Source organism: Yersinia mollaretii ATCC 43969 (assembly GCF_013282725.1).
GTDB classification, from domain to species: Bacteria; Pseudomonadota; Gammaproteobacteria; order Enterobacterales; family Enterobacteriaceae; genus Yersinia; species Yersinia mollaretii.
In genome coordinates, this window is sequence record NZ_CP054043.1 from 2097409 (window position 1) to 2120029 (window position 22621).

The following is a 22621-nucleotide window of genomic DNA, read 5'->3' on the forward strand; positions in this document are numbered from 1 at the left end:
GAGTGGCTGGCCCGGATTAATCGAATGGAGGCGCACTATCAGCGGGCTGGCGCCAGTGCTGCCTATGAATCAGGTGTTGAAGCCGGTAAGCTGCTGTTTGAATTTGGCGGCTACGCTGTTGGTGTTGGCGGGCTAGCGAAAGGCGGCGTACGCTTTGCCAGCAAGCAGGTTGATAAGTTTAGAGTTAAAGGGACGACCGTTGTTATTGCTGAATATGGCCCATTGAATAAAGGGCCTCTGACAGAACAAATTGCAGGAACATTCAGAAGTGGTAGTTACAAAGAAAATATTACTACTGAGCCTACAACATTATATCGAGTGTATGGTGGAAACTCTGGGGAATTGGGAGCCTATTGGACTAGAGTTAAGCCTACAGGACCAGTCCAATCAGTTATTGATAGTGCTTTAGATCCGAAGTGGGGAAATACAGCAACTAAAGTTGTTGAAATAAAAATGCCTGCTGGAGTTAAATTTTATGAGGGAACGGCTGCACAACAATCAGGTCTGGTTGGTGGAGGTAATCAAGTTTATATTTCTGGAAAGGTGGATCCATCATGGATAGTAAAATAATGTCTTCCTATATATGGGAAGAAATTAATTCGTTCCAGTCTATCGGTGAATTTAATCGATTCCAAGATTGGCTCAACCTCCAACTCAATGACGGGGTTATAACAGAAATTCCAGTAACAGCATATTATGCTAGTGAGAATTTTCATGAGCGTTGGTTTAAAAAACACTCTGGTGAAATTTGGCGTTTAGTTGACCCCGATTTTCCTTTTCTTGGCTATTGGGGGCCAGTTAGATAAAAGGATACTTCACCTATTATCCAGTAATGCCTGGCTTTGCCGGGCATTATCTTAACGGTGAGGAACTAAGTTCTGGGGGATCTACAGCCGGAGTAGCGAAAGGTATTTGGTCGCTGGGACGGTAAAAAATCATTCTGACCTTATCTCTACATTCAGCTCTTCTAGCTTGGTGTTAAACAAAAAACGCCTTAAGCTCAAAACCTTCAAAGATTTGGGCAGCAAATCCTCAGTGAAATCATTGGTCACCTCAATGGCCATTGGGGGCGCATTGAGCGGGTTTGATGTGTTGATGGGCTGGGAGAGCGCCGCCGAAGGGGCGAGCGCGGCTAAATTGCCGCGCCTGAGTCACGGCGACTGGAGCAAAGTTGCCCAGCGAGTCGCGGGCCAATCTCTGCTCAGTTCCAGCCTCAATACCGGTATTAATGGCGGCAGTTTTAAAGATAATCTGACCCTCGCGCTCCTCGCCAACCTCGGCGGCCAGTTACATGCCGAAGGGGCCAATTTGATTGGTAATAATGGCGCAGTTTTGGGCGCACCCGGCAAAGCGGTTAGCCATGCCATTATAGCGGGTATTGCCGCTGAAATCGGCGGTGGCAGTGCCAAAGGTGCCGCGGCAGGCGCACTGGCAGCAGAGCTGGCCGGGGTGGTTATGGGGGATAACTTTATTGGTGCGCAGGAGTGGCAGGCGAAATCTGAGCGGCAGGCTCAGCTATCCCGCTTCTTCGGTGGTGTAGCAGGGGCGGTATTTACAGGCAAATCTGAAGGTGCCTACAGTGGTGCCCATGCGGCCGAAACCACTTTTCGTTATAACTACCTCAGTCACCACCAACAAAACCTGATGAAAGCCGAGATGGATGCTGCCAGCACATTGGCAGAGAAGGGCAAAGTTTTCATTGGTTGGGGGCTGACCAGCGCGACACAAGATGGCGCTTTTGCGGCAGGGATTGTCGCCAGTGTGCCGGAGGGACTCTACGACAGTGCCGTGGAATTGTTGGGGATGCTAAAAGAGCCTCAGCAAGCAATCACCGCATTGAGGGAACTGGCTAACAGTGGTGATATCATTGGTACTGTGGCGCAAAGTGTTAAGCAGGAGTGGCTGGCACGAATTAATAGAATGGAGGCGCACTATCAGCAGGCTGGTGCCAGTGGTGCCTATGATTCAGGTGTTGAAGCCGGTAAGCTGCTGTTTGAGTTTGGTGGTTATGCTGTTGGTGTTGGCGGGTTAGCGAAAGGGGGCGTGCGCTTTGCCAGCGGGCGGGCTGAGAAGTTTAGAGTTAAAGGCTCATCCTCTTCTATCCTTGATGATGTTTCTGCAAAAACACCAACAGGAGCAAAAGGTAATCCATTGGTTGTTCCCGATGGGCTTAATAAGCCAACGACTATTGGTGGTCGATATTTCTCAGGGCACGCGCTTGATCGTATGCAAAAGCAAGGAATTACACCGAGCGTTGTAGAGAATGCCATTAGCCCACAAAATGCAGTAAAAGGGAAAATACCGGGAACAACTGCATATCACGATAAAAAAAACAATGTCACAGTTATCACTAATACTGAGACTGGACGAGTAGTGACAGTAGACTTTGGGATAATAAAGCAATGAGTAAGAATATAAAAAATACGTTATCTGATTATGACATAAGGCAATTATCTTTGATGAAAAATATTATTGTTAGCTATGAGTCAAATAAAATATCTTTAGCGGACCTCATAGACAAGCTCAGAGGACTGCTCGATTGCTTGCAGTCTGTAGATGCATCATGGGTGCAATCTTTTCATGATAGTTGGTTCACCTTGGAGCAAGTATATGCTGTGGCTTTAGATCAAGGTGACACACTAGATAATTATTCTGAGTATATTGATGAGTCTATATTAAATTTAAAGATATTATTAAATATGTAAACATATTCCGAGCCTCTTTACCCGCACCCTAAAAGTTGAACCCAACTGATTAAGGTGCGGTTTTTTATGGTTATGGGGTTGAAAGATAATCTACGGCTCCTTCTCTCCTCAGTTCCAGCCTCAACGGTGGCAGTTTTAAAGATAATCTGACCCTCGCGCTCCTTGCCAACCTTGGCGGCCAGTTACATGCTGAAGGGGCCAATCTGATTGGTAATAATGGCGCAGTTTTGGGCGCACCCGGCAAAGCGATCAGCCACGCCATTATAGCGGGTATTGCCGCTGAAATCGGCGGCGGCAGTGCCAACGGTGCCGCAGCAGGGGCACTGGCAGCGGAGCTGGCCGGGGTGGTGATGGGGGATAACTTTATTGGTGCGCAGGAGTGGCAGGCGAAATCTGAGCGGCAGGCTCAGCTAGCCCGCTTCTTCGGTGGTGTAGCAGGGGCGGTATTTACAGGCAAATCTGAAGGTGCCTACAGTGGTGCCAATGCTGCCGAAACCACTTTTCGTTATAACTACCTCAGCCACCACCAACAAAAACTGATGAAAGCCGAGATGGATGCTGCCAGCACATTGGCAGAGAAGGGCAAAGTTTTCATTGGTTGGGGGCTGACCAGCGCGACACAAGATGGCGCTTTTGCGGCAGGGATTGTCGCCAGTGTGCCGGAAGGACTCTACGACAGCACCGTCGAATTGTTGGGGATGCTAGAAGAGCCTCAACAAGCGATCAGCGCATTGAGAGAACTGGCTAACAGTGATGATATCATTGGCACCGTGGCGCAAAGTGTTAAGCAGGAGTGGCTGGCACGAATTAATAGAATGGAGGCGTGGTGCCAGTGGTGCCTATGAATCAGGTGTTGAAGCCGGTAAGCTGCTGTTTGAGTTTGGGGGTTATGCTGTTGGTGTTGGCGGGCTAGCGAAAGGCGGCGTACGCTTTGCCAGCGGGCAGGCGAAGTGGTTTGAGACTAAAGGGACCACAGGTGGTAAATCTATAGCATTTGATGGTGAGTTCTATTCAGTTGATGGGCTGAAATTCAGCAAAAATTATTATGATCGTTTGTGGAGTCAGGGGCGCCCAGCTCCATTTTTACAAGCTAAAGAGGTTTTAAATAGCAATCCAAAGATAATACCAGACCCTAAGGGGGCACCAGGGTATTTCAAATATGAAGGAGCTGGGTTAGAAATGATCTACAATCCAACAACTGGGCAAGTCGGCCATATTCAACCCATAAAAATTAAGTGAGGATTCTATGGACCTTTGGCCTATTCTCGAAGATGAGCTTGAGCGTTATAGGACATGTATGTCATCTATTCGTCAATGCTTAATAAAATATGAAAATTTATGTGCCGAATTAATAGTGCGAATTGCTAGCAAAGAGTTTGATAGTTGCCAAAGTGATTTTGATGAGTTGTTTGATATTCAAGGTAAGTTAGCAACGGCAAAGTATAAATATGAATTCCAGCTCAGCACGAAACTCCAGGATTTTGTTTATTATATGGATCGTGATGACTTATATTCACGTAGGTTTTGGCACAAAAAATTTCAAGAGGGCCAAACATGGCCTAAAGAATAAACTCGTAGTCCCTGCTTTATCTGAGTACCTCGATTGGACATAATCTGTGCATCAAACGGCCCAAGTGGGCCGTTTATATCGTGATTCTAATAAATCGCTTAGCCAAACCACATCACATTTCTGGCACGTTACGGCCATAGTAGATTTCCTGCATCTCTTTGTATAACAGGCGGGTAATGCGCTCTCGCTCTTCTGTGCTCAGCTCTTCTGGCTTGGCATTAAACAGATAATGCTTCAAATCGAAATCTTTCAGCATCATCTTGGTATGGAAGATATTTTCCTGATAAACATTCACATCCATCATGTGATACAGCGACTTCATATCGTCAGACATAAAGTTCTGAATCGAGTTTATTTTATGATCGATAAAGTGCTTAACCCCATTGATATCACGCGTAAAACCGCGCACTCGGTAATCCATGGTAACGATGTCGGACTCTAGCTGATGAATAAGGTAATTCAGAGCTTTCAGCGGTGAAATCACCCCGCAGGTAGAGACTTCGATATCTGCACGGAAAGTGCATAGCCCTGCTTCAGGGTGGCTTTCTGGATAGGTGTGGACACAGATATGGCTCTTGTCCAGATGGGCGACCACCGCATTGGGCAGCGGGCCGGGGTGTTCGGAGGTATCAACGTCGCGCGGATCGACAGGTTCTTCGCTGACCAGAATAGTGACACTGGCCCCCTGTGGATCGTAATCCTGCCGCGCAATATTCAATATATTGGCACCAATGATCGAGCAGGTTTCGCTCAAGATCTCGGTCAAGCGGTTGGCGTTGTACTGTTCGTCAATGTAGGCGATATAGCCATCGCGATCGTCTGCGGTCTTGGCATAACAAATATCGTAAATACAAAAACTCAGGCTTTTCGTCAGGTTGTTGAAGCCGTGTAGTTTAAGCTTGGACAATTTAGTTCACCCCCTTATGGATTATCAACGTTTGATCGCCAAGGCGTCCAACAGATACTGCGGCAATGCAAAGCTGCCAACATGAATGGCTGGATTATAGTAGCGGCAGGTGAGGTCCGCGTCGGCAAAACGCTGTTGCAGTGTGGTCAGATCTAACTGACGTAGCGATGGATTCTGAGTCGCCCAAGCGAAAGTCATAATGCCACCGTAATAGGTGGGAATGGCGGCCTGATAAAAACTGACATCGCTGAAATAGTGACTAAGCTTATTGTGGCTGTCGACCGCTTCATCTTGTTGCAGGAAGCAAACGCCGTTTTGTGCCACAAAAATACCGCCGTCGTTTAGACTACGGGCGCACCCTTGGTAGAAAGCCGAGGTAAACAAACTTTCGCCGGGGCCGATGGGGTCGGTACAGTCAGAGATGATGACATCGAATTTTTCCGTGGTCTGGTTAACGAAGTTAACACCATCATCGATCACTAACTTGAAGCGGGGATCGTCATAAGCACCGGCACTGTGGTTTGGCAAGTACTGGCGGCAGAACTCGACGACACCGGCGTCAATTTCCACCATGGTAATTTGGTCGATATCTTTATGGCGGCTGACTTCACGTAGCATCGCGCCATCACCGCCGCCGATGATCAATACCTTCTTCGCCTGACCGTGGGCCAGCAAAGGGACGTGAGTCATCATTTCGTGATAGATAAACTCATCACGCTCGGTGGTTTGCACCACGCCATCTAACGCCATGACTCGGCCCAGCACTGGGTTCTCAAAAATCACCAGATCCTGATGCTCGGTTTTCTCGCGGTACAGCACATTTTCGACTGAAAAGTACTGACCGAAATTGGCATGTAATGTCTCATACCATAGTTCTTTCTGTGACATGTTCGGGGCTTCTCCTTCGCAGTAACAGCCATGAAAAATGGGGGGCAACATCATAGCCAACTCTGCCTGAGGTTGCACGGCGGAATTCCAGACTGAAAGGATAAAGGTGGGATCGCTAGTTAGCGTAGGCCAATAAACTTAAAGAGTCACGGGCCAGAGATTTGCATTTAATCGGAACTGGAATAGAGATGCCGCGCAGATCGCGATAGCTATCTTCACCTAAGGCTTTCATATTAAAGCTATTGTAGTTCCGTAAATCCCAGCGATTTTGTTGGGCAAAATAGACGATGGCGCGTTTGATTTCATTATTGGGCAGTTCGTTGTACCCGCAATCATTTTTCAGATAGACGAATACCGCAGTCAGATCGGCAAGATCTTCTGCTTCAGATTCACTTAATGCAGAACTGGCAGATGAGAATCCGCACAGAGTAAGCAGCAGCATAACTAACGTTGTTCTTTTCATCGCGGAAATAGGCTTGTTCATTGTTAACAGACGTTATCACACTGTGATGCGACAACGTAAACAATATTACATCGGGGATGATTCACCGGCTGATTGATTACACCTTGACCTTCCCGTTAGGGGAGGGTTTATGCTCGCCCATAATGCTGTTTTTGTGCCACTTAGGCACTCACCCGCGATAAATACTGACTTTTCATCAGCATTTATCGGCTATCACGAATGGAGACGACCATGCATCGCCGTGATTTTATTAAGTTAACGGCAGCTCTCGGAGCCGCCACTTCACTGCCTTTATGGAGCCGCGCGGCCTTGGCCGCAGATTTTTCACCCCTCCCTATCCCGCCACTGCTCCAACCGGACGCTGCGGGCAATATTGATCTGAATATCCAGACTGGCACTATGACTTGGCTACCTTCTGCCACCACCCAAACGTGGGGCTACAACGGCAATTTGCTGGGACCCGCCATTCGTTTGCAACGAGGTAAGCCGGTCACCATCAATATCACCAACTCCCTGCCGGAAGCGACGACGGTGCATTGGCACGGTCTGGAGATCCCCGGTGAAGTCGATGGTGGCCCGCAAGCACTGATTCCGCCCGGCACCAAACGTCAGATCGCCTTTACCGTCGAACAACCGGCCGCCACCTGTTGGTTCCACCCGCATACTCACGGTAAAACCGGCCATCAGGTGGCGATGGGGCTAGGCGGCTTGGTGCTGATTGATGACAGTGAAAGCGGAAAATTGCCCCTGCCAAAACAGTGGGGCGTGGATGATATTCCGGTGATTTTGCAGGATAAATTGCTGAGTAAAGCGGGGCAGATTGACTATCAGTTGGATGTCATGACTGCTGCCGTGGGTTGGTTTGGTGACCGGATGTTCACCAATGGCGCACGTTATCCGCAGCAAATTACCCCACGCGGTTGGGTGCGATTAAGGTTACTCAATGGCTGCAACGCCCGCTCACTGAATCTGGCGCTCAGCGATGGCCGCCCAATGTATGTGATTGGCAGTGATGGCGGATTACTGGCAGAGCCCGTCGCGGTACGGGAATTACCTATTTTGATGGGTGAGCGCTTCGAAGTGTTGGTGGATACCTCAGATGGCAAATCCCTCGATCTGGTCACGTTACCCGTGAAACAGATGGGCATGACATTAGCGCCGTTTGATCAACCACTCCCCGTGTTACGCATTCAACCCTCACTGGCGGCAGGGAGCAAAGTGCTGCCGGATGCGCTGGTCGTCATCCCTGCGCTAGCCGATGTTGCCGGTTTGCAGGAGCGCTGGTTCCAACTGATGATGGACCCGAAACTGGATATGCTGGGAATGCAGGCGCTGATGAGCCGCTATGGCATGCAAGCGATGGCGGGCATGAGCATGGATCACGGTGCCATGACGGACAGTGGCAGCATGGCGGGTATGGATCACGGCAATATGAAAGGCATGGATCATGGCGCGATGAAAGCCGCCCCCGCGTTTGATTTCAGCCACGCCAATATGATTAACGGCAAAGCATTTTCAATGAGCGAAGCGGCGTTTGATGCTAAACAGGGCAAATACGAGAAGTGGACGATTTCGGGTGAAGGCGACATGATGCTGCATCCATTCCATGTTCATGGTACGCAGTTCCGTATTTTGACAGAAAATGGCAAGCCGCCAGCGGAGCATCGCCGTGGCTGGAAAGATACTGTCCGAGTGGATGGAGCGCGCAGTGAAATATTAGTGCGCTTTAATCACTTGGCACCCGCCAGTACACCTTATATGGCGCACTGCCACCTGCTAGAACATGAAGATACCGGCATGATGCTGGGCTTTACTGTCAGTGCTTGAGTCAATCCCCGGTAAGGTTGCCGGGGATATTTATTGGTCAGTTGCGCCTCTTTTATAGCGCGAGGAGTTCAGCTAATGCGGGCTGAAGAATCTGATTTCCGCTCTTTTTATCTTGCTTGATGATGTAAGCCTGATAGTAGCTAAAGCCCTCTCTTGGAACCTCTTCAAACAACCATTCTGAACGTCGCAGCGCAAGCAACACCTTCACCGTCAACCATACTTTGTGGGTGAAAATGCAGATAATCACCACGCCTATGACCCTGAGTGCCAATAACCAATCAGGATCAACCTCGGATGTAAGATGGAGGGTTTGCTGTAGCGCTAAATAGATGAGTGCCGCCTGCATCACTATCTTGATGATCAGAAAACGCAAGAAGAAGGACGTTAAACGCGCCACACTGATAAAACAAGGATTCTTTAGCGATGAGCGGGTTTCCTGCACCGGTATACCCTGTACGTAAACCATCCATTGTGTTTTTTCAGCAATCAGATAGGCAGAGCCGGTTTCTGCTAAACGATGCAAAGATAAAGAGACCCATACACTCAAAACCAACCCCACGATCAGCAGGTAAAAAATGGGGGCGTTGAGGCCAAAAAATGCAATACACAGGCTTATACCCACTATGATTGTAAGGCTTACAGAGTAAAGCAGCAGATTGGTCGATTGATAGTTCATGAAACATTCCTTGTAAAAACGTGAGTCCGTTGAGGAGTGGGCTTCAGTTGCTTCGCCCTTAATAAGAGAGTGCAACAGTCATCGGCGTGAAAGCAATATTCTTGATTGAAAATAGTTAATTGAGTCGCCGCCAGTAGCACAAATCAATTTTATAAGGCCGCTATTAATACATCCGTCAGCGCATTTTTGCTATACTCTGCGCCCCCTGCCGCTGCGGGATATTTCCTGATTTGTGTTAAGCTATGGGCATTACTCTGTATCCATGGGGCGATTTTTTTAAGCTCATCATAGATATAAAATCAATTAATTCAAATAGGTATGTTGGCTGTGAAACATATTGTAGAAGTCATGATTTCCGAACAGGAAGTAAAAACCCGAATTGCCGAATTAGGCCGCCAAATTTCTGAACACTATCGCGATAGCGGCAGTGAAATGGTGTTGGTGGGGTTACTCCGTGGTTCATTTATGTTTATGGCAGATTTATGTCGTGCCATCGATGTTTCTCATGAAGTCGATTTTATGACCGCCTCTAGCTATGGCAACGGCATGAGCACCACTCGCGATGTGAAAATCCTGAAAGATCTGGATGAAGATATTCGTGGCAAAGACGTGCTGATTGTCGAAGACATTATCGACTCCGGCAATACGCTGAGTAAAGTCCGCGAGATTCTGCAACTGCGTGGCCCAAAATCATTGGCTATCTGCACCCTGCTGGACAAACCACAGCGCCGCGAAGTCCAAGTTCCGGTTGAGTGGGTCGGTTTCACCATTCCTGATGAGTTTGTGGTGGGTTACGGTATCGATTATGCGCAACGATACAGACACCTGCCGTATGTCGGCAAAGTTGTGATGTTAGACGAGTAATCGGCTACGACGAACTTAGGCCACAGATTTAGCAGGATTTATTGATGGGAGAGGGCGCGTATGAACGTACCCTCCCATAGACTAACTGATTAGTCTTCTTTGTTATTTTGCTGTAACAACTCGGCCATGGCTTTACGGTACACCATTTCAAGACTGCCCAGGCTGGTGGCGGATACTTCTAAATCACGCAGCAGGCCATCTTCAATACCATATACCCAGCCGTGAATCATGGCTTTTTGCCCACGTTTCCACGCCGAACGGACAATGGTCGAATGACCCAGGTTATACACTTGCTCTACCACGTTAATTTGGCACAACACATTGCTGCGCTCTTCTTGGGGCAGTTCACCCAGCAGTGAGCTGTGCTTATACCAAAGGTCGCGGATGTGCAGTAACCAGTTGTCAATCAGCCCCATCTCTTCGCCTTTGATTGCGGCTTCAACACCACCACAGCCAAGGTGACCACAAATAATAATGTGTTCCACTTGCAGTACATCGATGGCGTATTGAACCACAGACAGACAGTTAAGATCGGTATGGATAACCAGATTGGCAACATTTCGGTGAACGAATAACTCGCCAGATTTCAAGCCGGTAAGCTGCTCGGCTGGAACACGACTGTCTGAACAGCCAATCCACAGAAAACGGGGTTTTTGGGCTTGTGCCAGGTGCTCAAAAAAATCAGGATTGTCTTTACTGATGGTGTTTGACCATGTCCGATTATTCGCGATGAGCTTTTCTATTTCTTTCATGAATGTAAATAGCCTGTAATGAACGGATTGCGATAGGATAATATACGGCAAGGATTAGGATTTTGAAATCGGAACTGTGGTTCCTTTGATTGCGCAATGTTATCAGCGTAACATCTTCTCGGTGTCTGTTTGGCTCCCTTCTGCCACCTGTGACCTACCTCAACCAAGGTGGGTTAAGCAAGCCATGGATGTGCGGCGACACCCGAGATACCCATTGAATAAGGCTCTTTTTTACTTATGACATATGCACTGGAAATATCGCAACTGACCAAAACCTATGCAGGTGGCGTTCAGGCACTGCGTGGCATTGATCTGAGCGTAGAAGCTGGCGATTTTTATGCGCTGCTTGGGCCTAATGGTGCGGGTAAATCCACCACCATCGGCATTATCAGTTCATTAGTGAACAAAACATCGGGCAAAGTGACGGTCTTTGGCTACGACATCGATCAAGATATCGTGAATGCCAAACGCCAGCTCGGATTAGTGCCGCAGGAGTTCAACTTCAACCCGTTCGAAACGGTATTGCAGATTGTGATTACCCAAGCGGGCTATTACGGTGTGACGCGACGTGAAGCTCTGCAACGCGCTGAAAAGTATCTCAGCCAGTTAGATTTGTGGGGCAAACGTAATGAGCGTGCTATCCGTTTGTCTGGCGGGATGAAGCGCCGCTTGATGATAGCGCGCGCCTTGATGCATGAACCTAAATTGCTAATCCTCGATGAGCCGACGGCGGGGGTGGATATAGAGTTACGCCGCTCGATGTGGGGCTTCCTGAAAGAGTTGAATGCGCAGGGGACCACCATCATTCTGACCACGCACTATCTGGAAGAAGCTGAAATGCTGTGCCGCAATATCGGCATCATTCAGAATGGTGAGCTGGTCGAAAATACCACGATGAAACAGTTGCTTGGCAAGCTCGAATCCGAAACCTTTATTTTTGATCTGGCGATTAAAAGCCCGCTACCTAAGCTGGAAGGCTATGGCTATCGTCTGACGGATACCTCGACGCTGGAAGTGGATGTCAAGCGTGAGCAGGGGCTAAATGGGTTATTCAGCCAACTGAACGCGCAGGGAATTCAGGTACAAAGTATGCGCAACAAGGCTAACCGTCTGGAAGAGCTATTTGTCACCTTGGTTAATGGCAACGGGGGAGAGAAAGCATGACCCGCCTGTATTGGGTAGCATTACAGAGTATTTGGATCAAAGAGATCACGCGTTTTGCCCGTATCTGGATTCAAACATTGGTGCCGCCAGTGATTACCATGTCGCTCTATTTCGTTATTTTCGGCAACCTGATTGGTTCCCGAATTGGTGATATGGGGGGCTTTGATTATATGCAGTTTATCGTGCCCGGCCTGATTATGATGGCGGTAATCACCAACTCTTATGCCAACGTGGCGGCCTCCTTCTTTGGTGCCAAATTCCAACGCAGCATTGAAGAGCTGCTGGTGGCTCCGGTGCCAACCCATATTGTGATTATCGGTTATGTCGGTGGCGGGGTGGCGCGTGGGATCTGTGTGGGCATTCTGGTTACGATCATCTCACTGTTCTTTGTGCCACTGCATGTTCACTCTTGGTCAATGATTGCGCTGACCTTAATGCTGACGGCTATCGTCTTCTCCCTTGGCGGATTGTTAAATGCAGTATTTGCCAAAACATTTGATGATATCAGTCTGGTACCGACCTTTGTGCTGACGCCATTGACCTATTTAGGCGGGGTATTTTACTCGCTATCGCTCCTGCCACCTTTCTGGCTGGCGGTATCGAAGCTTAACCCTATCGTCTATATGATCAGCGGGTTCCGTTATGGCTTCCTCGGCATTACCGATGTGCCACTGACATTGACCATTGGTGTGCTGGTGGTGTTTATTGCGGTATTTTATGCATGGGCTTGGTATTTGATTGAGCGGGGTCGCGGTCTGCGGACCTAAATACCCTTCGTCCTTGGCGCTACAGCGGTGTTGGCTGCGTTCACTTACCCGAATCACTGACTGATGTCGGTGATTCGGGATACATTTATTTGCCGCCTTGCTGTAACGTCAAATATAGTTTGGATGTTGTTCGTGAATTAATCGTGAGCTAATTGTTGTGAATGCTGGAATTTAATCGTAATAAATAATGTCCCCGTCTAATATCGCCTTTCTCAACTCTAAGTGTCTCGTGCTATGCTGGCGCACCAGATTTTTCCCTTTTCAATTCAGCGCCGAATGCGCATAAGTAGAACGATAATGTGGCATAAAAACAGAATAGCTATTGGGATGCTACTCGGTGTTGTCATGTCGGTAATGATACCGGCAACCCATGCAGATCTCTTGCCTGATGAATCGGCACTTGTCCCTAAATATATGGTTGCGCAACGTGATAGCGAAATATATTCGCTGGTCGGTGAGCGTGTCATTCCCGTCGGCGAGATAAAAGAAGATCAGCTTATTCAGGTTTCCCCTGCGGCGGCAGAATACTACGAATTTAAATTTGGTAACGGCATTGGCTTTATTGATAAAGACGACTTACACGATATCACTAAGGCACGAAAAACCAACGATATTTTGGGTGACTTGAATAAGCCGTTACCGAATCAAAATATCCTGATCAAGCGGGAAACTGCGGTTTATCTCGCGCCAGATGTCGACAGCGAACAATTTGCGACGCTGGTCGATAACCTGCGCTACCCGATTGTCGGTAAATTGAAAGACCGTTTAGGTAATACTTGGTATCAGGTCAATATTGGCGATCGCTTGGGATATGTCAGCAGTGTTGATGCTGAAATAGATAACGGTATTCCTATCCTGACCTATCACCACATGTTGAAAAATGAAGAAAATAAACGTTTTCTGAATACCTCAACCACCACCTCTGATGCTGCCTTCAGTAATCAGATGACCTATCTCAAACAGACAGGTTACGACACCATTTCGCTCTATCAACTTGAAGGTTATATTAATAACAAGATTAACCTACCGGCAAAAGTGGTGGTGCTGACCTTTGATGATGGCCTTAAATCAGTCCATCGCTATGCTTATCCGATTTTGAAAGAGAATGGTTTCCGCGCCACGGCGTTTATTATTTCATCGCGTATTAAGCGCCACCCGCAGAAATGGAATCCCGACTCACTACAGTTTATGAGTATTGCTGAACTGAAAGAGACTCAGGATGTATTTGATATTCAGTCTCATACCCACTTTTTGCACCGGACAGACAATAAACGTAACCCTATTTTATTGAGCCGCTCTTACCACAATATTGTTTTTGATTTTGAACACTCACGCCGTGCATTATCGCAATTTAATCCGCATGTGATTTTTCTCTCATATCCCTTTGGCGGTTTTAACCAAACGGCAATTGATGCAGCGAAAAATGCCGGTTTCCATTTAGCGGTCACCACCATGCAGGGCAAGGTCAAACCGGGCGATAACCCGTTTACATTGAAACGGCTCTATATTTTGCGTACTGACTCAATCCCGACCATGGCGGAACGCATTGCCAATGAACCCAGTCAGCCGCCCACCCCCGCACCCGCAGTGATGGAGTCGGATTAGTCGCTCGAGAGTGAGATGGTGAAATGAAAAATGGCGCTCGAATGAGACGCCATTTTTTTATCTTATAAAATCAGTGAGTCAGGTGGGTGAACGTCGCTCACCCCCCTGCGACTTCAAGTAAGAAGGGGGGTTACGCAACCTGAACGGGCACGGCCTTCGCCTTGCGCTGTAACTGATTCTCACCTTCAAAATAGGCCACTTTTGGGTGATGCAGACGGGCATTGGCATCAGACATCTGCACATAAGAGCAGATAATCAGTTTGTCACCGACACAAGCACAGCGTGCAGCAGCCCCATTCACGGAGATAATTCGTGAGCCGCGCTCGGCGGCAATCGCATAAGTAGAGAAACGCTGACCATTATCAACGTTATAAATATCAATGGCTTCATATTCCAGAATGCCAGCAGCTTCCAGAAAATCCTGATCAATAGCGCAGGAACCTTCATAGTGCAAATCAGCTTGAGTGACTTTGACCCGATGCAGTTTGCCTTGCAACATAGTGCGTATCATAACTCTTACCTTTGACCCCGATTAGCCTGGTACCAGATTCCATCGTCAACTGATCCCGAGAGAAGCGCCCAGTTTTGCTGATTTTATATCACTTGTCTATGATGATGCGATAGAGATGGTGGGGTTATTTATTTGAAAAATAATCGGCAAATAATTAACCTATAAACTAGCCTTATGTAAGATGATTATCTGGCGTAATAATAGCAATACAATGTTTAAGCATTGTTGGTGAAATGTTTATTTATTGTATTGATATTAATGACTGCAATTCAGGAAAAATCACTTAAGGACTGCCGAAGGGCTATTTTCATGAAAAGACCGTACTTACCCTGCTGGGGTCGGGCTTCTATTCTTGCATTCAGCTGCCTGATATTACTCAGTGGTTGCACTCTATCTCCCTCTCTCAACGTACTTGGCGCTTATTTCCCTGACTGGATGTTCTGCATTGTTGCGGGCGTTATTTTGACGCTAATTGTTCGTGGTGTGTTGATTCACTATAAGCATGAGTCGTGGCTCAGCCCGTTAATGATCAGTTGGCCGACGTTAACCATACTGTTTTCAGTTTTGGCGTGGATTATGTTCTTTAACCACTAATGCCAGGAGGAAACCATGGCAAATAAGCCGGAAAAAACATCTCACCGGCGTGGGATAGTGATCATTTTAGTCTTGCTAACGTTGATATTAGGCATCTACGTCATTTTGCGTATGGATACCTCCCCCACCACTGATGATGCTTACGCCTATACCGATACCATTTCTGTCACGCCAGAAGTCAGCGGACGCATTGTTGCGATGAATGTGCGAGATAATCAGGCAGTAAAACAGGGGGATATTTTGTTCCGCATTGATGAGCGCAGCTATCAGGATAATCTGGCCAAAGCAGAAGGGGCGTTGGCCGCATTGGAAGAGGAGATCGTCCTGAAGCAGCGCGGTGTGACCGAACAGAGCTACGATGCGCAAGCGGCGGAAGATACCGTGCGCAAGGCGGAAGCGGCGCAAAGATTAGCGGCGCAAACCTTAAACCGCCAACAGGCACTTTTTGCTCGCGGCTTTATTTCGGCACAAGCCGTTGATAATGCACGGGACAATTTGCAAAGTGCCAATGATGCCTTGGCATCGGCTCGCGCCCAGGCGAAAGGGGAGTCCGTCGGTGTTGGCAGTATTGCTGCGCTGGTGGCGAAGAAAAAGGTGATGGCTGCTGATCTGGCCCTAGCCAAATTAGATGTGGAGCACACCTTGGTTCGTGCGCCCTTTGATGGCCGGGTGATTGGGCTATCCACCACCGTGGGGCAATTTGTCTCGGCGGGCCAACAGGTCTTTACACTGGCGGATAATAAAAACTGGTTTGTGGTGGCTAACTTCCGCGAATCACAGCTCGAACAACTGCAACCGGGCCAGAAAGCCAAAGTCTATTTGATGGCAAATACCCGGCGTGTCTTTGATGCACAAGTTGAATCAGTTGGCTATGGCGTGGTGCCAACCGAAGGGGGGATCTCATCAGATGGCGGATTGCCGCAGGTTGAGCGCTCACTGAACTGGGTTCGGGTCGCGCAACGTTTTCCTGTGCGCATCAAAGTGACGGATCCTGATGGGGAGCTGTTCCGTATTGGGGCGTCGGCGGTTGCCGTGGTGCTGCCAGAGAGTCAAACGGAGCAGTCAACTGATGGAGTCAAACCGTGAATACGTCGGCCACTCGAGGCCATTCACTCCAGCGATTATGGGCCTTCTGGCGGGCTGAGCTGGCTCCTTACCCTTATCGCAGCAATTTAGTGCTGCGCTTGCTGCTCACCAGCTCATTGGTGCTGGTCACGACCATGAGTCTGCGCATTCCCATGGCGGATATCGCGCTGTTTTCAGTGTTTATTGCCACCAAAGAGAACTCGGTACTCAGCCGTCAGACCAGCTTGGGCGCATTGGTGGCGCTGGTGTTAATGGCAGTGCTGGCCTTACTGCTGATGAAGTTCACTATCGATATGCCATTGGTGCGGATCGTCTGCGCTTCATTGCTCTGTTTTGGTGGCTTATGGCTAATGCGCGTATTTCGCTTTGGGGCGCTATTTAACCTGATCGCCATGCTGATTCTCTTTATCCAGAGCTGGGCCGATAGCAACGTCAGCCCGGAGTACCTGACCCACACGATTTTGTGGATCTGGGCAGTAATGAGCTATGGCGTGGTGGTTTCTCTGACGGTGAATACGCTGCTGTTGCCGCGTGAACCCGAGCAGGCACTGCTAGAGCAGGTTGATGTGTTACTGACATCAACCCGCGAGCAGCTTGCGGCGCTACTCGATAGCCACCACAAAGTCCCGAGGTTGGAGAACGAAGCGGTTGAGCGAGCGATTCTGGTGCTCTATGAAATGCTGCGTTTTGCCTCGTTCAAAGATAACTCATTTCAACAAAAAGAGATTAACCATCAGCAGCGCTTAAGTGCGGTTGGCCGCCTGTTTGCGGCAGCGAGTCAGTTGAGCCGAGTCTCACATTTGCCCCTTAGCGCGGCAGGGCGGGAGCTAGTCGCGAAGCTAGACATTGAAATCGCCTCATTTGCGCAGGCAATGCAACAGCATCAGCCGTACAAATTATCCGATGCTCCTTTCGACTTCAGTGTCATTCCCTTAGCGGAGCGCAGTGCATTGTTGGATATGCACCATGCGCTGGTGACGCTGAGCTGGGATCGGGAGTTACTGCCCGCAGAAGCCGTGGAGCCGGAGCCGCCGCTATTCGCCCCTGATACTTTCACCAATCCGGTTTATGTCCGTTTTGCGCTGAAAACCGTGTTGGCCTCGCTCATCTGTTATATCACTCTGACCACGTTACAGTGGTCGAGCATCCACACCGCCATGCTGACGACCATGTTAATTGCCCTGCCCAGTCTGGGGGCATCGACCCACAAAGGGTTGCTGCGGGTGTTGGGAGCACTGGTGGGCAGTTTGCTGGCGCTGCTGGCGATGGTTTTTGTGATGCCTCATATCACTGGCATCATTGGGCTACTGATGATGACCCTGCCAGTGATCGCGGTCGGGGCCTGGATCATGGCGGGATCGGAGCGGACCAGCTATGCCGGAATGCAGTTGATCTTCACCTATGCAATCGCGCTGTTGGCGGATTTCGGCCCCACCACTGATCTGATGGAGATCCGCAACCGACTGATCGGTATCCTATTTGGGGTGATCGTCACCACCTTGATCCATACCCTGATTTGGCCGGAGCGGGCGGGCAATAGCTTGCGCCAGAGCAGTGTAGGCGTGTTAAGAGGCATGGCGGACCTGTTTAGTGTGCCGCGCGATATCCCGGTACAGCAGCAGTTGAGCCAGTTGGAAGTCAGGCAATTGAAGGTCTGGCTGGCGATCAGTCAGAGCCAGAATATCCTGTCTGACTTGCTACTGGAGCCGGGTTGGCATCGCGGGAAACGTGAGTTACTCGGCTTCCATGCTCAGATGATGCTCGATCAACTGCGTGAACTCTTTATTGCCATCAATCACTTGCAAGCAGTCTTCCTGCATAAGCAGCACACTCTCACCCCTGAGCAGGCTCAGGCTGTTGACCATTATGGTCAGCAGATTGCGGCGATACTGAATCAACGGGCGCAGCGGCTGACCTCTAGCGAGTCAATTGAGGAGCCACCACTGGCGCTACCCAATATTGCACCGCTACTGGCGCTCTATTCACAAGGTGGCAAAACCCAGCATGATGTATTGGTTATGGCTATACAACAGGTACAAAGCAGCTTACAGGCGCTCGCGCAGTGGGAGGGAGATATCGACAGTGTCGCGAATAGCCCTGTGGCAATACAGCTTGAGAAAGGGATATCGGAGGGATAAAGCGGGCTGCGGTGAAGACGGTACACTACCGGCATTCACCGCAATTAAGGTTAGTTGCGCAGGTCAACCTGTTGGTTATCGATCAAGCGGGCTTTACCCAGCCAAGCCGCCATCAGAATTACCGCTTGCTTGCTGTCCACCGTCAGGGGTTGCAAGGTGTCGGCATCGCGGATAAACAGCTCATCCGGCGTAAAACCGGCGCTGCGTAACTGCTCTGCGGCGTCGGCCAGCAAATCATCAATCTGCCGTTCACCTAAGGTCAACTTCTCGGCCAGTGCCTGCATGATCTTATGGAGCTGCGGCGCAATCTTGCGCTCTTCCGCCGTCAGATAACCATTGCGGGAACTCAGTGCTAGCCCATCTTTAGCACGGACAATCGGCACGCCAACAATATTGATGTCATAGCCCATATCCGCCACCATTTTGCGGATCAACGCCAACTGCTGATAATCTTTTTCGCCAAAACAGGCCACATCCGGCTGAACCAAATTGAACAATTTGCTCACGATGGTGGAGACGCCACGGAAATGACCGGGGCGGCTGGCACCTTCCAAAATGGTCGACAGCGCAGGAACCTCAACATAGGTCTGGCTTTCCAACCCAGCGGGATAGATATCATTCGCTGCGGGGGCGAACACCAAATCAACGCCGTGGCGGGTCAACTTCTCGCAATCTTCCTGCAAAGTGCGCGGGTAGTGGGCCAAATCATCTGGGCGTTCAAATTGCAGTGGATTGACAAAAATAGTCACTACCACGACATCTGCGCGGGTTTTGGCATCTTCCACCAAGGTCATATGCCCTTCGTGCAGATTGCCCATGGTCGGCACCAATGCAACGCGCTTACCTTCTTGACGCCAGCGGCGAATTTGCTGGCGTAATAGGGGCAGAGTTTCAATAATTAGCATTCTTTCCTCCAGTATACCCGTCATCTTTCAAGTTGCAGGTGTGTTGGCTGCACTCGCTAACCCGAATCACTTACTCATGTAAGCTCATCGGGATTAATGAGCCTCATCCTTGAGGCTCACCCTGTGGGCTAGCATAAATGCTGTTCAAATCGGTTCCCGACCGATTTGTTTCTTGCTTGCCGCCTTCCTGCACCTCGAAATCTATAGGGTATAAATAGGGTGTAATAGCAATATTTAATCAGTAAAAGTTTATTGGAATGTATGTTCTTCAGCGGGGTAAGCAGCGCTCTCAACTTCTTGAATATAGAGCTTAATAGCGGCGCGGATATCACCTGCGCTTTGTGCCAGAAAGTTTTTGCTGAATTTAGGGGTATGGCCGCCCGTAATGCCGAGCGCATCATGCATCACCAGAATCTGGCCGTCGGTGACATTTCCTGCACCAATACCAATGACTGGAATCGCTAACTCCTCGGTCACTCGCTGCGCCAGTGCGACGGGTACACACTCCAGTACCAACAGTTGTGCTCCGGCATTTTCAAGCGCCAACGCATCTTTAATTAGCTGATTCGCCGCGACTTCTTCACGACCCTGCACTTTGTAACCGCCAAAAATATTGACGGATTGCGGCGTTAGCCCCAAGTGCCCGCAAACCGGAACGGCGCGCTCTGCCAACATGCGAACGGTATCACACAACCAGCTACCGCCTTCCAGTTTGACCATATTGGCCCCAGCGCGCATCAGCTCTGCGGCGTTAGTGAATGTTTGCTCCGGCGTGGCATAACTCATAAACGGCATATCAGCTAATAACAGACAATGAGGTGCACCACGGCGCACCGCGCGGGTATGGTAAGCCACATCCGCGACGGTGACTGGCAGGGTTGAGTCGAATCCCTGTAACGTCATACCGAGCGAATCCCCCACCAGCAGCACTTCGATACCCTGCTCGGCGAATAACTGGGCAAAACTGGCATCATAGGCAGTCAGTGTGGCGAACTTACGCTTATCTTGTTTCCATTGGCGTAAGTGGCTCATGGTGGTGGCTTTCATCGCGCTTTCTCCTGAAATAGGGGGTTAAAATGGAAAGGAGAGATCAGATAGGAATGTGACGTGTTGTTGTTCGATATTACTCGTGTTCAGCGCCAGTTACCAAGGCACCAAACCATTTTTATCCACTAATTTCAGGCGCGCTGATAAGGTTTCGCCATCAGGGAAAATCAGGTCAGGTGCGATGTCAGCCAGCGGATAGAGCATAAACTCGCGCTCTTTCAGGCCATAATGCGGCACTGTCAGGCGGTCAGTTGTGATCACTTGATCGCCATACAGCATGATATCCAGATCCAGAGTTCGTGGCCCCCAGCGCTGCTCTTTCCTCACCCGCCCCTGATTGCGCTCAATGGCTTGGGTGTGATCCAGCAGTTGCTCAGGGGGCAGGGAGGTATCCAGTGCCACCACGGCATTAAGGAAATCCGGTTGATCCTGTGGGCCTAAAGGTTTGGTGCGATAAAAAGGCGAACAGGCCACTAACCGGGTGCGCGGCAGATGCTCCAGCGCTTCCAGTGCAGTCTTAACCTGTTGCAGTGGCATGGCCTGATTACTTCCCAGCGCGATATAGACCCGGATCATGGTGCGAATTATGCCCCTTCTTTACGTGGTAAAGGCTTACGCGGACGGCGAGGACGAGAGCGGCGCGGTGCCGGATCAGCTCCTAACGTATTCAACATATTTTTCTGCTGTAGCGGTGTCGCTTCCTGGAATTCGCTCCACCACTGTGTCAAACGCTGCAACTCATGGTTATTTTCCACTTCCGCACGCAGTGCCAGCAGATCATAAGCGGCGCGGAACTTCGGATGCTCCATCAGCTTGTGCGCACGTTTACCCTGACGGCGTGACAGACGCAATTGCAGCAGCCAGATATCCCGAACCAGCGAGGTGATGCGCTTTGGAATCGCCAACGAACGGCACTCTTCATCTAGCACATCATTCATCGCCAGCGCGAAAGCATCGTAATACGCCAACCCACTTTCTTGCGTCAATTTCTGCGCATGTTCGATCAGCGGATACCAAAGCATAGCTGCAAATAAGAACGCGGGATTGACCCGTTGGTCATTATGTAAGCGATGGTCAGTATTTTTCAGCACTTGAACCAGAATGCGCTCCATCGGCGAGTCATGCTGTTCAGTAAAGTGACGTGCAATTAGCGGGAATAGTGGCTGGAACAGCTGGTATTCACACAGTTTTAAATAGGTTTTATAGCCGTAACCCGATTGCAGCAGTTTGAGCGACTCTTCAAACAGGCGGGCAGGGGGGATCTCGCGCAGCAATGAGGCCAGACGCGGGATCGGCTCTGCGGTTTCCGGGCAGATAGTCATATCCAGCTTCGCGGCAAAACGCACGGCGCGCAGCATCCGGACCGGATCTTCACGGTAGCGTGTTTCAGGATCACCAATCAGGCGGATAATTCCCTCTTTCAGATCACGTAAGCCGCCAGTGTAATCACGCAGCGCAAAATCTGAAATGCCATAGTAGAGGCTGTTAATGGTGAAATCGCGGCGTTGGGCGTCATCTTCGATGGTGCCGAAAATGTTGTCACGCAACAGCATGCCATTCTGCGCCTGCTGGGAAGAGTTTTTATCACTGTCTTCCGCTTGCTGTTGTTCGTGGTGACCACGGAAGGTGGCGACTTCAATAATTTCCGGGCCAAACATCACATGGGCCAAGCGGAAGCGGCGACCCACCAGACGGCAGTTACGGAATAATTTCCTCACTTGCTCAGGGGTGGCGCTAGTCGTGATATCAAAATCTTTTGGTTTTTTGCCCCAGCAGCAAGTCGCGAACACCGCCGCCAACCAGATAGGCTTCATAGCCTGATTTATTCAGGCGATAGAGCACCTTCAGCGCATTATCGCTGATCTCTCTGCGGGAAATATTGTGCTGATCTCGCGGGATAATTGTCATCGGACTCTGTTCCGAATCCGGCACCGCATGATTCTTGCGGCCAGTATGTGTTCTGGCGGGCCTTCTCTCTTTGCGGGCCACGTTATCTTCACCGGGCACTTTATCTTTACGGGTACTGCTATCACGGACCGTTTCGTCACGGGCAGCTTGGCTATCGCGAGCTGATTTATCATCGCGGATCAGTACCTTACGGCAGAAATTGGCTACTCGGGTAAAAATGGTACACCTCGATAGTGGCTAATAA

Annotated in this window: 24 protein-coding genes and 1 pseudogene; 15 read left to right on the forward strand and 10 right to left on the reverse strand. The window is 49.6% G+C overall.

Features of this window, described 5'->3' with window-relative positions:
- The first annotated feature begins 24 nt into the window (after positions 1-24).
- From HRD69_RS09260 to HRD69_RS09290, 7 genes are all read left to right on the forward strand, one after another.
- The gene (locus tag HRD69_RS09260; RefSeq protein ID WP_004878251.1) at positions 25-570 is read left to right on the forward strand and encodes a hypothetical protein; all 546 of its coding nucleotides are present in this window, start codon (positions 25-27) and stop codon (positions 568-570) included.
- Positions 555-806, forward strand: a complete 252-nt coding sequence (locus HRD69_RS09265) for a hypothetical protein (protein ID WP_144416301.1) — start codon at positions 555-557, stop codon at positions 804-806. Before HRD69_RS09260 ends, HRD69_RS09265 begins: the two co-directional genes overlap by 16 nt.
- Before the next feature lie 169 nt (positions 807-975).
- A complete protein-coding gene (locus tag HRD69_RS20835) occupies positions 976-2406 on the forward strand; it encodes a DUF637 domain-containing protein (protein ID WP_425330489.1) in 1431 nt (476 codons plus the stop codon).
- Positions 2403-2705, forward strand: a complete 303-nt coding sequence (locus tag HRD69_RS09275) for a hypothetical protein (protein WP_032815690.1) — start codon at positions 2403-2405, stop codon at positions 2703-2705. Before HRD69_RS20835 ends, HRD69_RS09275 begins: the two co-directional genes overlap by 4 nt.
- 146 nt (positions 2706-2851) lie before the next feature.
- Positions 2852-3550, forward strand: coding sequence for a DUF637 domain-containing protein (locus HRD69_RS20730; protein WP_172984642.1), 699 nt, complete (start codon positions 2852-2854; stop codon positions 3548-3550).
- Positions 3486-3944: a hypothetical protein gene (locus tag HRD69_RS20595; RefSeq protein ID WP_244262992.1), complete on the forward strand. Its 459-nt coding sequence runs from the start codon at positions 3486-3488 to the stop codon at positions 3942-3944. The genes HRD69_RS20730 and HRD69_RS20595 overlap by 65 nt, the downstream gene beginning before the upstream one ends.
- Positions 3945-3951: 7 nt before the next feature.
- Entirely contained in the window at positions 3952-4275 is a 324-nt protein-coding gene (locus tag HRD69_RS09290; protein WP_032814274.1) for a hypothetical protein, read from the forward strand.
- A gap of 112 nt (positions 4276-4387) precedes the next feature.
- On the opposite strand, the gene speD is transcribed toward HRD69_RS09290, so the two are convergent.
- From speD to HRD69_RS09305, 3 genes are all read right to left on the reverse strand, one after another.
- Positions 4388-5182 carry an adenosylmethionine decarboxylase gene (gene speD / locus HRD69_RS09295; protein ID WP_004875082.1) on the reverse strand — a complete coding sequence of 265 codons (795 nt, stop codon included), beginning with the start codon at positions 5180-5182 and terminating at the stop codon, positions 4388-4390.
- Between the two features lie 24 nt (positions 5183-5206).
- Positions 5207-6070 (reverse strand): polyamine aminopropyltransferase, encoded by an 864-nt coding sequence (speE, locus tag HRD69_RS09300; protein ID WP_004875080.1) that lies wholly within the window; start codon positions 6068-6070, stop codon positions 5207-5209.
- A 115-nt stretch (positions 6071-6185) separates the two neighbouring features.
- Complete coding sequence (locus HRD69_RS09305; RefSeq protein WP_032814272.1) at positions 6186-6533, reverse strand: YacC family pilotin-like protein; 348 nt, start codon at positions 6531-6533, stop codon at positions 6186-6188.
- A 231-nt stretch (positions 6534-6764) separates the two neighbouring features.
- Between HRD69_RS09305 and cueO the strand changes: the two genes are divergently transcribed.
- The gene (gene cueO / locus HRD69_RS09310) at positions 6765-8360 is read left to right on the forward strand and encodes a multicopper oxidase CueO (RefSeq protein ID WP_032814270.1); all 1596 of its coding nucleotides are present in this window, start codon (positions 6765-6767) and stop codon (positions 8358-8360) included.
- A 52-nt stretch (positions 8361-8412) separates the two neighbouring features.
- Here the strand turns inward: cueO and HRD69_RS09315 are convergent, their stop codons facing one another.
- On the reverse strand, positions 8413-9036 hold the full coding sequence (locus HRD69_RS09315; protein WP_032814268.1) for a hypothetical protein: 624 nt from the start codon (positions 9034-9036) through the stop codon (positions 8413-8415).
- A gap of 318 nt (positions 9037-9354) precedes the next feature.
- On the opposite strand from HRD69_RS09315, the gene hpt reads away from it, so the two are divergent.
- Positions 9355-9900 (forward strand): hypoxanthine phosphoribosyltransferase, encoded by a 546-nt coding sequence (gene hpt, locus HRD69_RS09320; RefSeq protein WP_004875074.1) that lies wholly within the window; start codon positions 9355-9357, stop codon positions 9898-9900.
- 89 nt (positions 9901-9989) lie between these two features.
- Here the strand turns inward: hpt and can are convergent, their stop codons facing one another.
- Positions 9990-10652, reverse strand: coding sequence for a carbonate dehydratase (can, locus tag HRD69_RS09325; protein ID WP_004875073.1), 663 nt, complete (start codon positions 10650-10652; stop codon positions 9990-9992).
- A gap of 237 nt (positions 10653-10889) precedes the next feature.
- Here can and HRD69_RS09330 point away from each other — a divergent pair, with 237 nt between their 5' ends.
- The 3 genes from HRD69_RS09330 (at position 10890) to HRD69_RS09340 (ending at position 14188) form a co-directional block, all read left to right on the forward strand.
- A complete protein-coding gene (locus HRD69_RS09330; protein WP_004875072.1) occupies positions 10890-11816 on the forward strand; it encodes an ABC transporter ATP-binding protein in 927 nt (308 codons plus the stop codon).
- Positions 11813-12583, forward strand: a complete 771-nt coding sequence (locus tag HRD69_RS09335) for an ABC transporter permease (RefSeq protein ID WP_032814266.1) — start codon at positions 11813-11815, stop codon at positions 12581-12583. Before HRD69_RS09330 ends, HRD69_RS09335 begins: the two co-directional genes overlap by 4 nt.
- 297 nt (positions 12584-12880) lie before the next feature.
- On the forward strand, positions 12881-14188 hold the full coding sequence (locus HRD69_RS09340) for a polysaccharide deacetylase family protein (protein ID WP_004875070.1): 1308 nt from the start codon (positions 12881-12883) through the stop codon (positions 14186-14188).
- A 130-nt stretch (positions 14189-14318) separates the two neighbouring features.
- Here the strand turns inward: HRD69_RS09340 and panD are convergent, their stop codons facing one another.
- The gene (panD, locus tag HRD69_RS09345; protein WP_032814263.1) at positions 14319-14699 is read right to left on the reverse strand and encodes an aspartate 1-decarboxylase; all 381 of its coding nucleotides are present in this window, start codon (positions 14697-14699) and stop codon (positions 14319-14321) included.
- Between the two features lie 309 nt (positions 14700-15008).
- Here panD and HRD69_RS09350 point away from each other — a divergent pair, with 309 nt between their 5' ends.
- From HRD69_RS09350 to HRD69_RS09360, 3 genes are read left to right on the forward strand one after another with little or no spacing between them, the layout of a single operon-like run.
- Positions 15009-15293: a YtcA family lipoprotein gene (locus HRD69_RS09350; protein WP_071984842.1), complete on the forward strand. Its 285-nt coding sequence runs from the start codon at positions 15009-15011 to the stop codon at positions 15291-15293.
- Between the two features lie 15 nt (positions 15294-15308).
- Positions 15309-16379 carry a multidrug transporter subunit MdtN gene (gene mdtN / locus HRD69_RS09355; protein WP_004875067.1) on the forward strand — a complete coding sequence of 357 codons (1071 nt, stop codon included), beginning with the start codon at positions 15309-15311 and terminating at the stop codon, positions 16377-16379.
- Positions 16376-18517 carry an FUSC family protein gene (locus HRD69_RS09360; protein WP_050413199.1) on the forward strand — a complete coding sequence of 714 codons (2142 nt, stop codon included), beginning with the start codon at positions 16376-16378 and terminating at the stop codon, positions 18515-18517. Before mdtN ends, HRD69_RS09360 begins: the two co-directional genes overlap by 4 nt.
- A gap of 50 nt (positions 18518-18567) precedes the next feature.
- Here HRD69_RS09360 and panC read toward each other — a convergent pair whose 3' ends face one another.
- From panC to pcnB, 4 genes and pseudogenes are all read right to left on the reverse strand, one after another.
- The gene (panC, locus tag HRD69_RS09365; RefSeq protein ID WP_004875065.1) at positions 18568-19422 is read right to left on the reverse strand and encodes a pantoate--beta-alanine ligase; all 855 of its coding nucleotides are present in this window, start codon (positions 19420-19422) and stop codon (positions 18568-18570) included.
- 249 nt (positions 19423-19671) lie between these two features.
- Entirely contained in the window at positions 19672-20469 is a 798-nt protein-coding gene (gene panB / locus HRD69_RS09370; protein WP_004875064.1) for a 3-methyl-2-oxobutanoate hydroxymethyltransferase, read from the reverse strand.
- Between the two features lie 96 nt (positions 20470-20565).
- Positions 20566-21045 (reverse strand): 2-amino-4-hydroxy-6-hydroxymethyldihydropteridine diphosphokinase, encoded by a 480-nt coding sequence (folK, locus tag HRD69_RS09375; protein ID WP_004875063.1) that lies wholly within the window; start codon positions 21043-21045, stop codon positions 20566-20568.
- 8 nt (positions 21046-21053) lie between these two features.
- Positions 21054-22596 (reverse strand): annotated as a pseudogene (pcnB, locus tag HRD69_RS09380) (polynucleotide adenylyltransferase PcnB).
- Positions 22597-22621 lie beyond the last annotated feature (25 nt).

Coding starts and splice junctions, on each gene's coding strand:
- HRD69_RS09260 (WP_004878251.1), top strand. CDS start 25: ATGGAGGCGCACTATCAGCGGGCTGGCGCCAGTGCTGCCTATGAATCA.
- HRD69_RS09265 (WP_144416301.1), top strand. CDS start 555: ATGGATAGTAAAATAATGTCTTCCTATATATGGGAAGAAATTAATTCG.
- HRD69_RS09275 (WP_032815690.1), top strand. CDS start 2,403: ATGAGTAAGAATATAAAAAATACGTTATCTGATTATGACATAAGGCAA.
- HRD69_RS09290 (WP_032814274.1), top strand. CDS start 3,952: ATGGACCTTTGGCCTATTCTCGAAGATGAGCTTGAGCGTTATAGGACA.
- speE (WP_004875080.1), bottom strand. CDS start 6,070: ATGTCACAGAAAGAACTATGGTATGAGACATTACATGCCAATTTCGGT.
- HRD69_RS09305 (WP_032814272.1), bottom strand. CDS start 6,533: ATGAAAAGAACAACGTTAGTTATGCTGCTGCTTACTCTGTGCGGATTC.
- cueO (WP_032814270.1), top strand. CDS start 6,765: ATGCATCGCCGTGATTTTATTAAGTTAACGGCAGCTCTCGGAGCCGCC.
- HRD69_RS09315 (WP_032814268.1), bottom strand. CDS start 9,036: ATGAACTATCAATCGACCAATCTGCTGCTTTACTCTGTAAGCCTTACA.
- hpt (WP_004875074.1), top strand. CDS start 9,355: ATGTTGGCTGTGAAACATATTGTAGAAGTCATGATTTCCGAACAGGAA.
- can (WP_004875073.1), bottom strand. CDS start 10,652: ATGAAAGAAATAGAAAAGCTCATCGCGAATAATCGGACATGGTCAAAC.
- HRD69_RS09330 (WP_004875072.1), top strand. CDS start 10,890: ATGACATATGCACTGGAAATATCGCAACTGACCAAAACCTATGCAGGT.
- HRD69_RS09335 (WP_032814266.1), top strand. CDS start 11,813: ATGACCCGCCTGTATTGGGTAGCATTACAGAGTATTTGGATCAAAGAG.
- HRD69_RS09340 (WP_004875070.1), top strand. CDS start 12,881: ATGTGGCATAAAAACAGAATAGCTATTGGGATGCTACTCGGTGTTGTC.
- panD (WP_032814263.1), bottom strand. CDS start 14,699: ATGATACGCACTATGTTGCAAGGCAAACTGCATCGGGTCAAAGTCACT.
- HRD69_RS09350 (WP_071984842.1), top strand. CDS start 15,009: ATGAAAAGACCGTACTTACCCTGCTGGGGTCGGGCTTCTATTCTTGCA.
- mdtN (WP_004875067.1), top strand. CDS start 15,309: ATGGCAAATAAGCCGGAAAAAACATCTCACCGGCGTGGGATAGTGATC.
- panC (WP_004875065.1), bottom strand. CDS start 19,422: ATGCTAATTATTGAAACTCTGCCCCTATTACGCCAGCAAATTCGCCGC.
- panB (WP_004875064.1), bottom strand. CDS start 20,469: ATGAAAGCCACCACCATGAGCCACTTACGCCAATGGAAACAAGATAAG.
- folK (WP_004875063.1), bottom strand. CDS start 21,045: ATGATCCGGGTCTATATCGCGCTGGGAAGTAATCAGGCCATGCCACTG.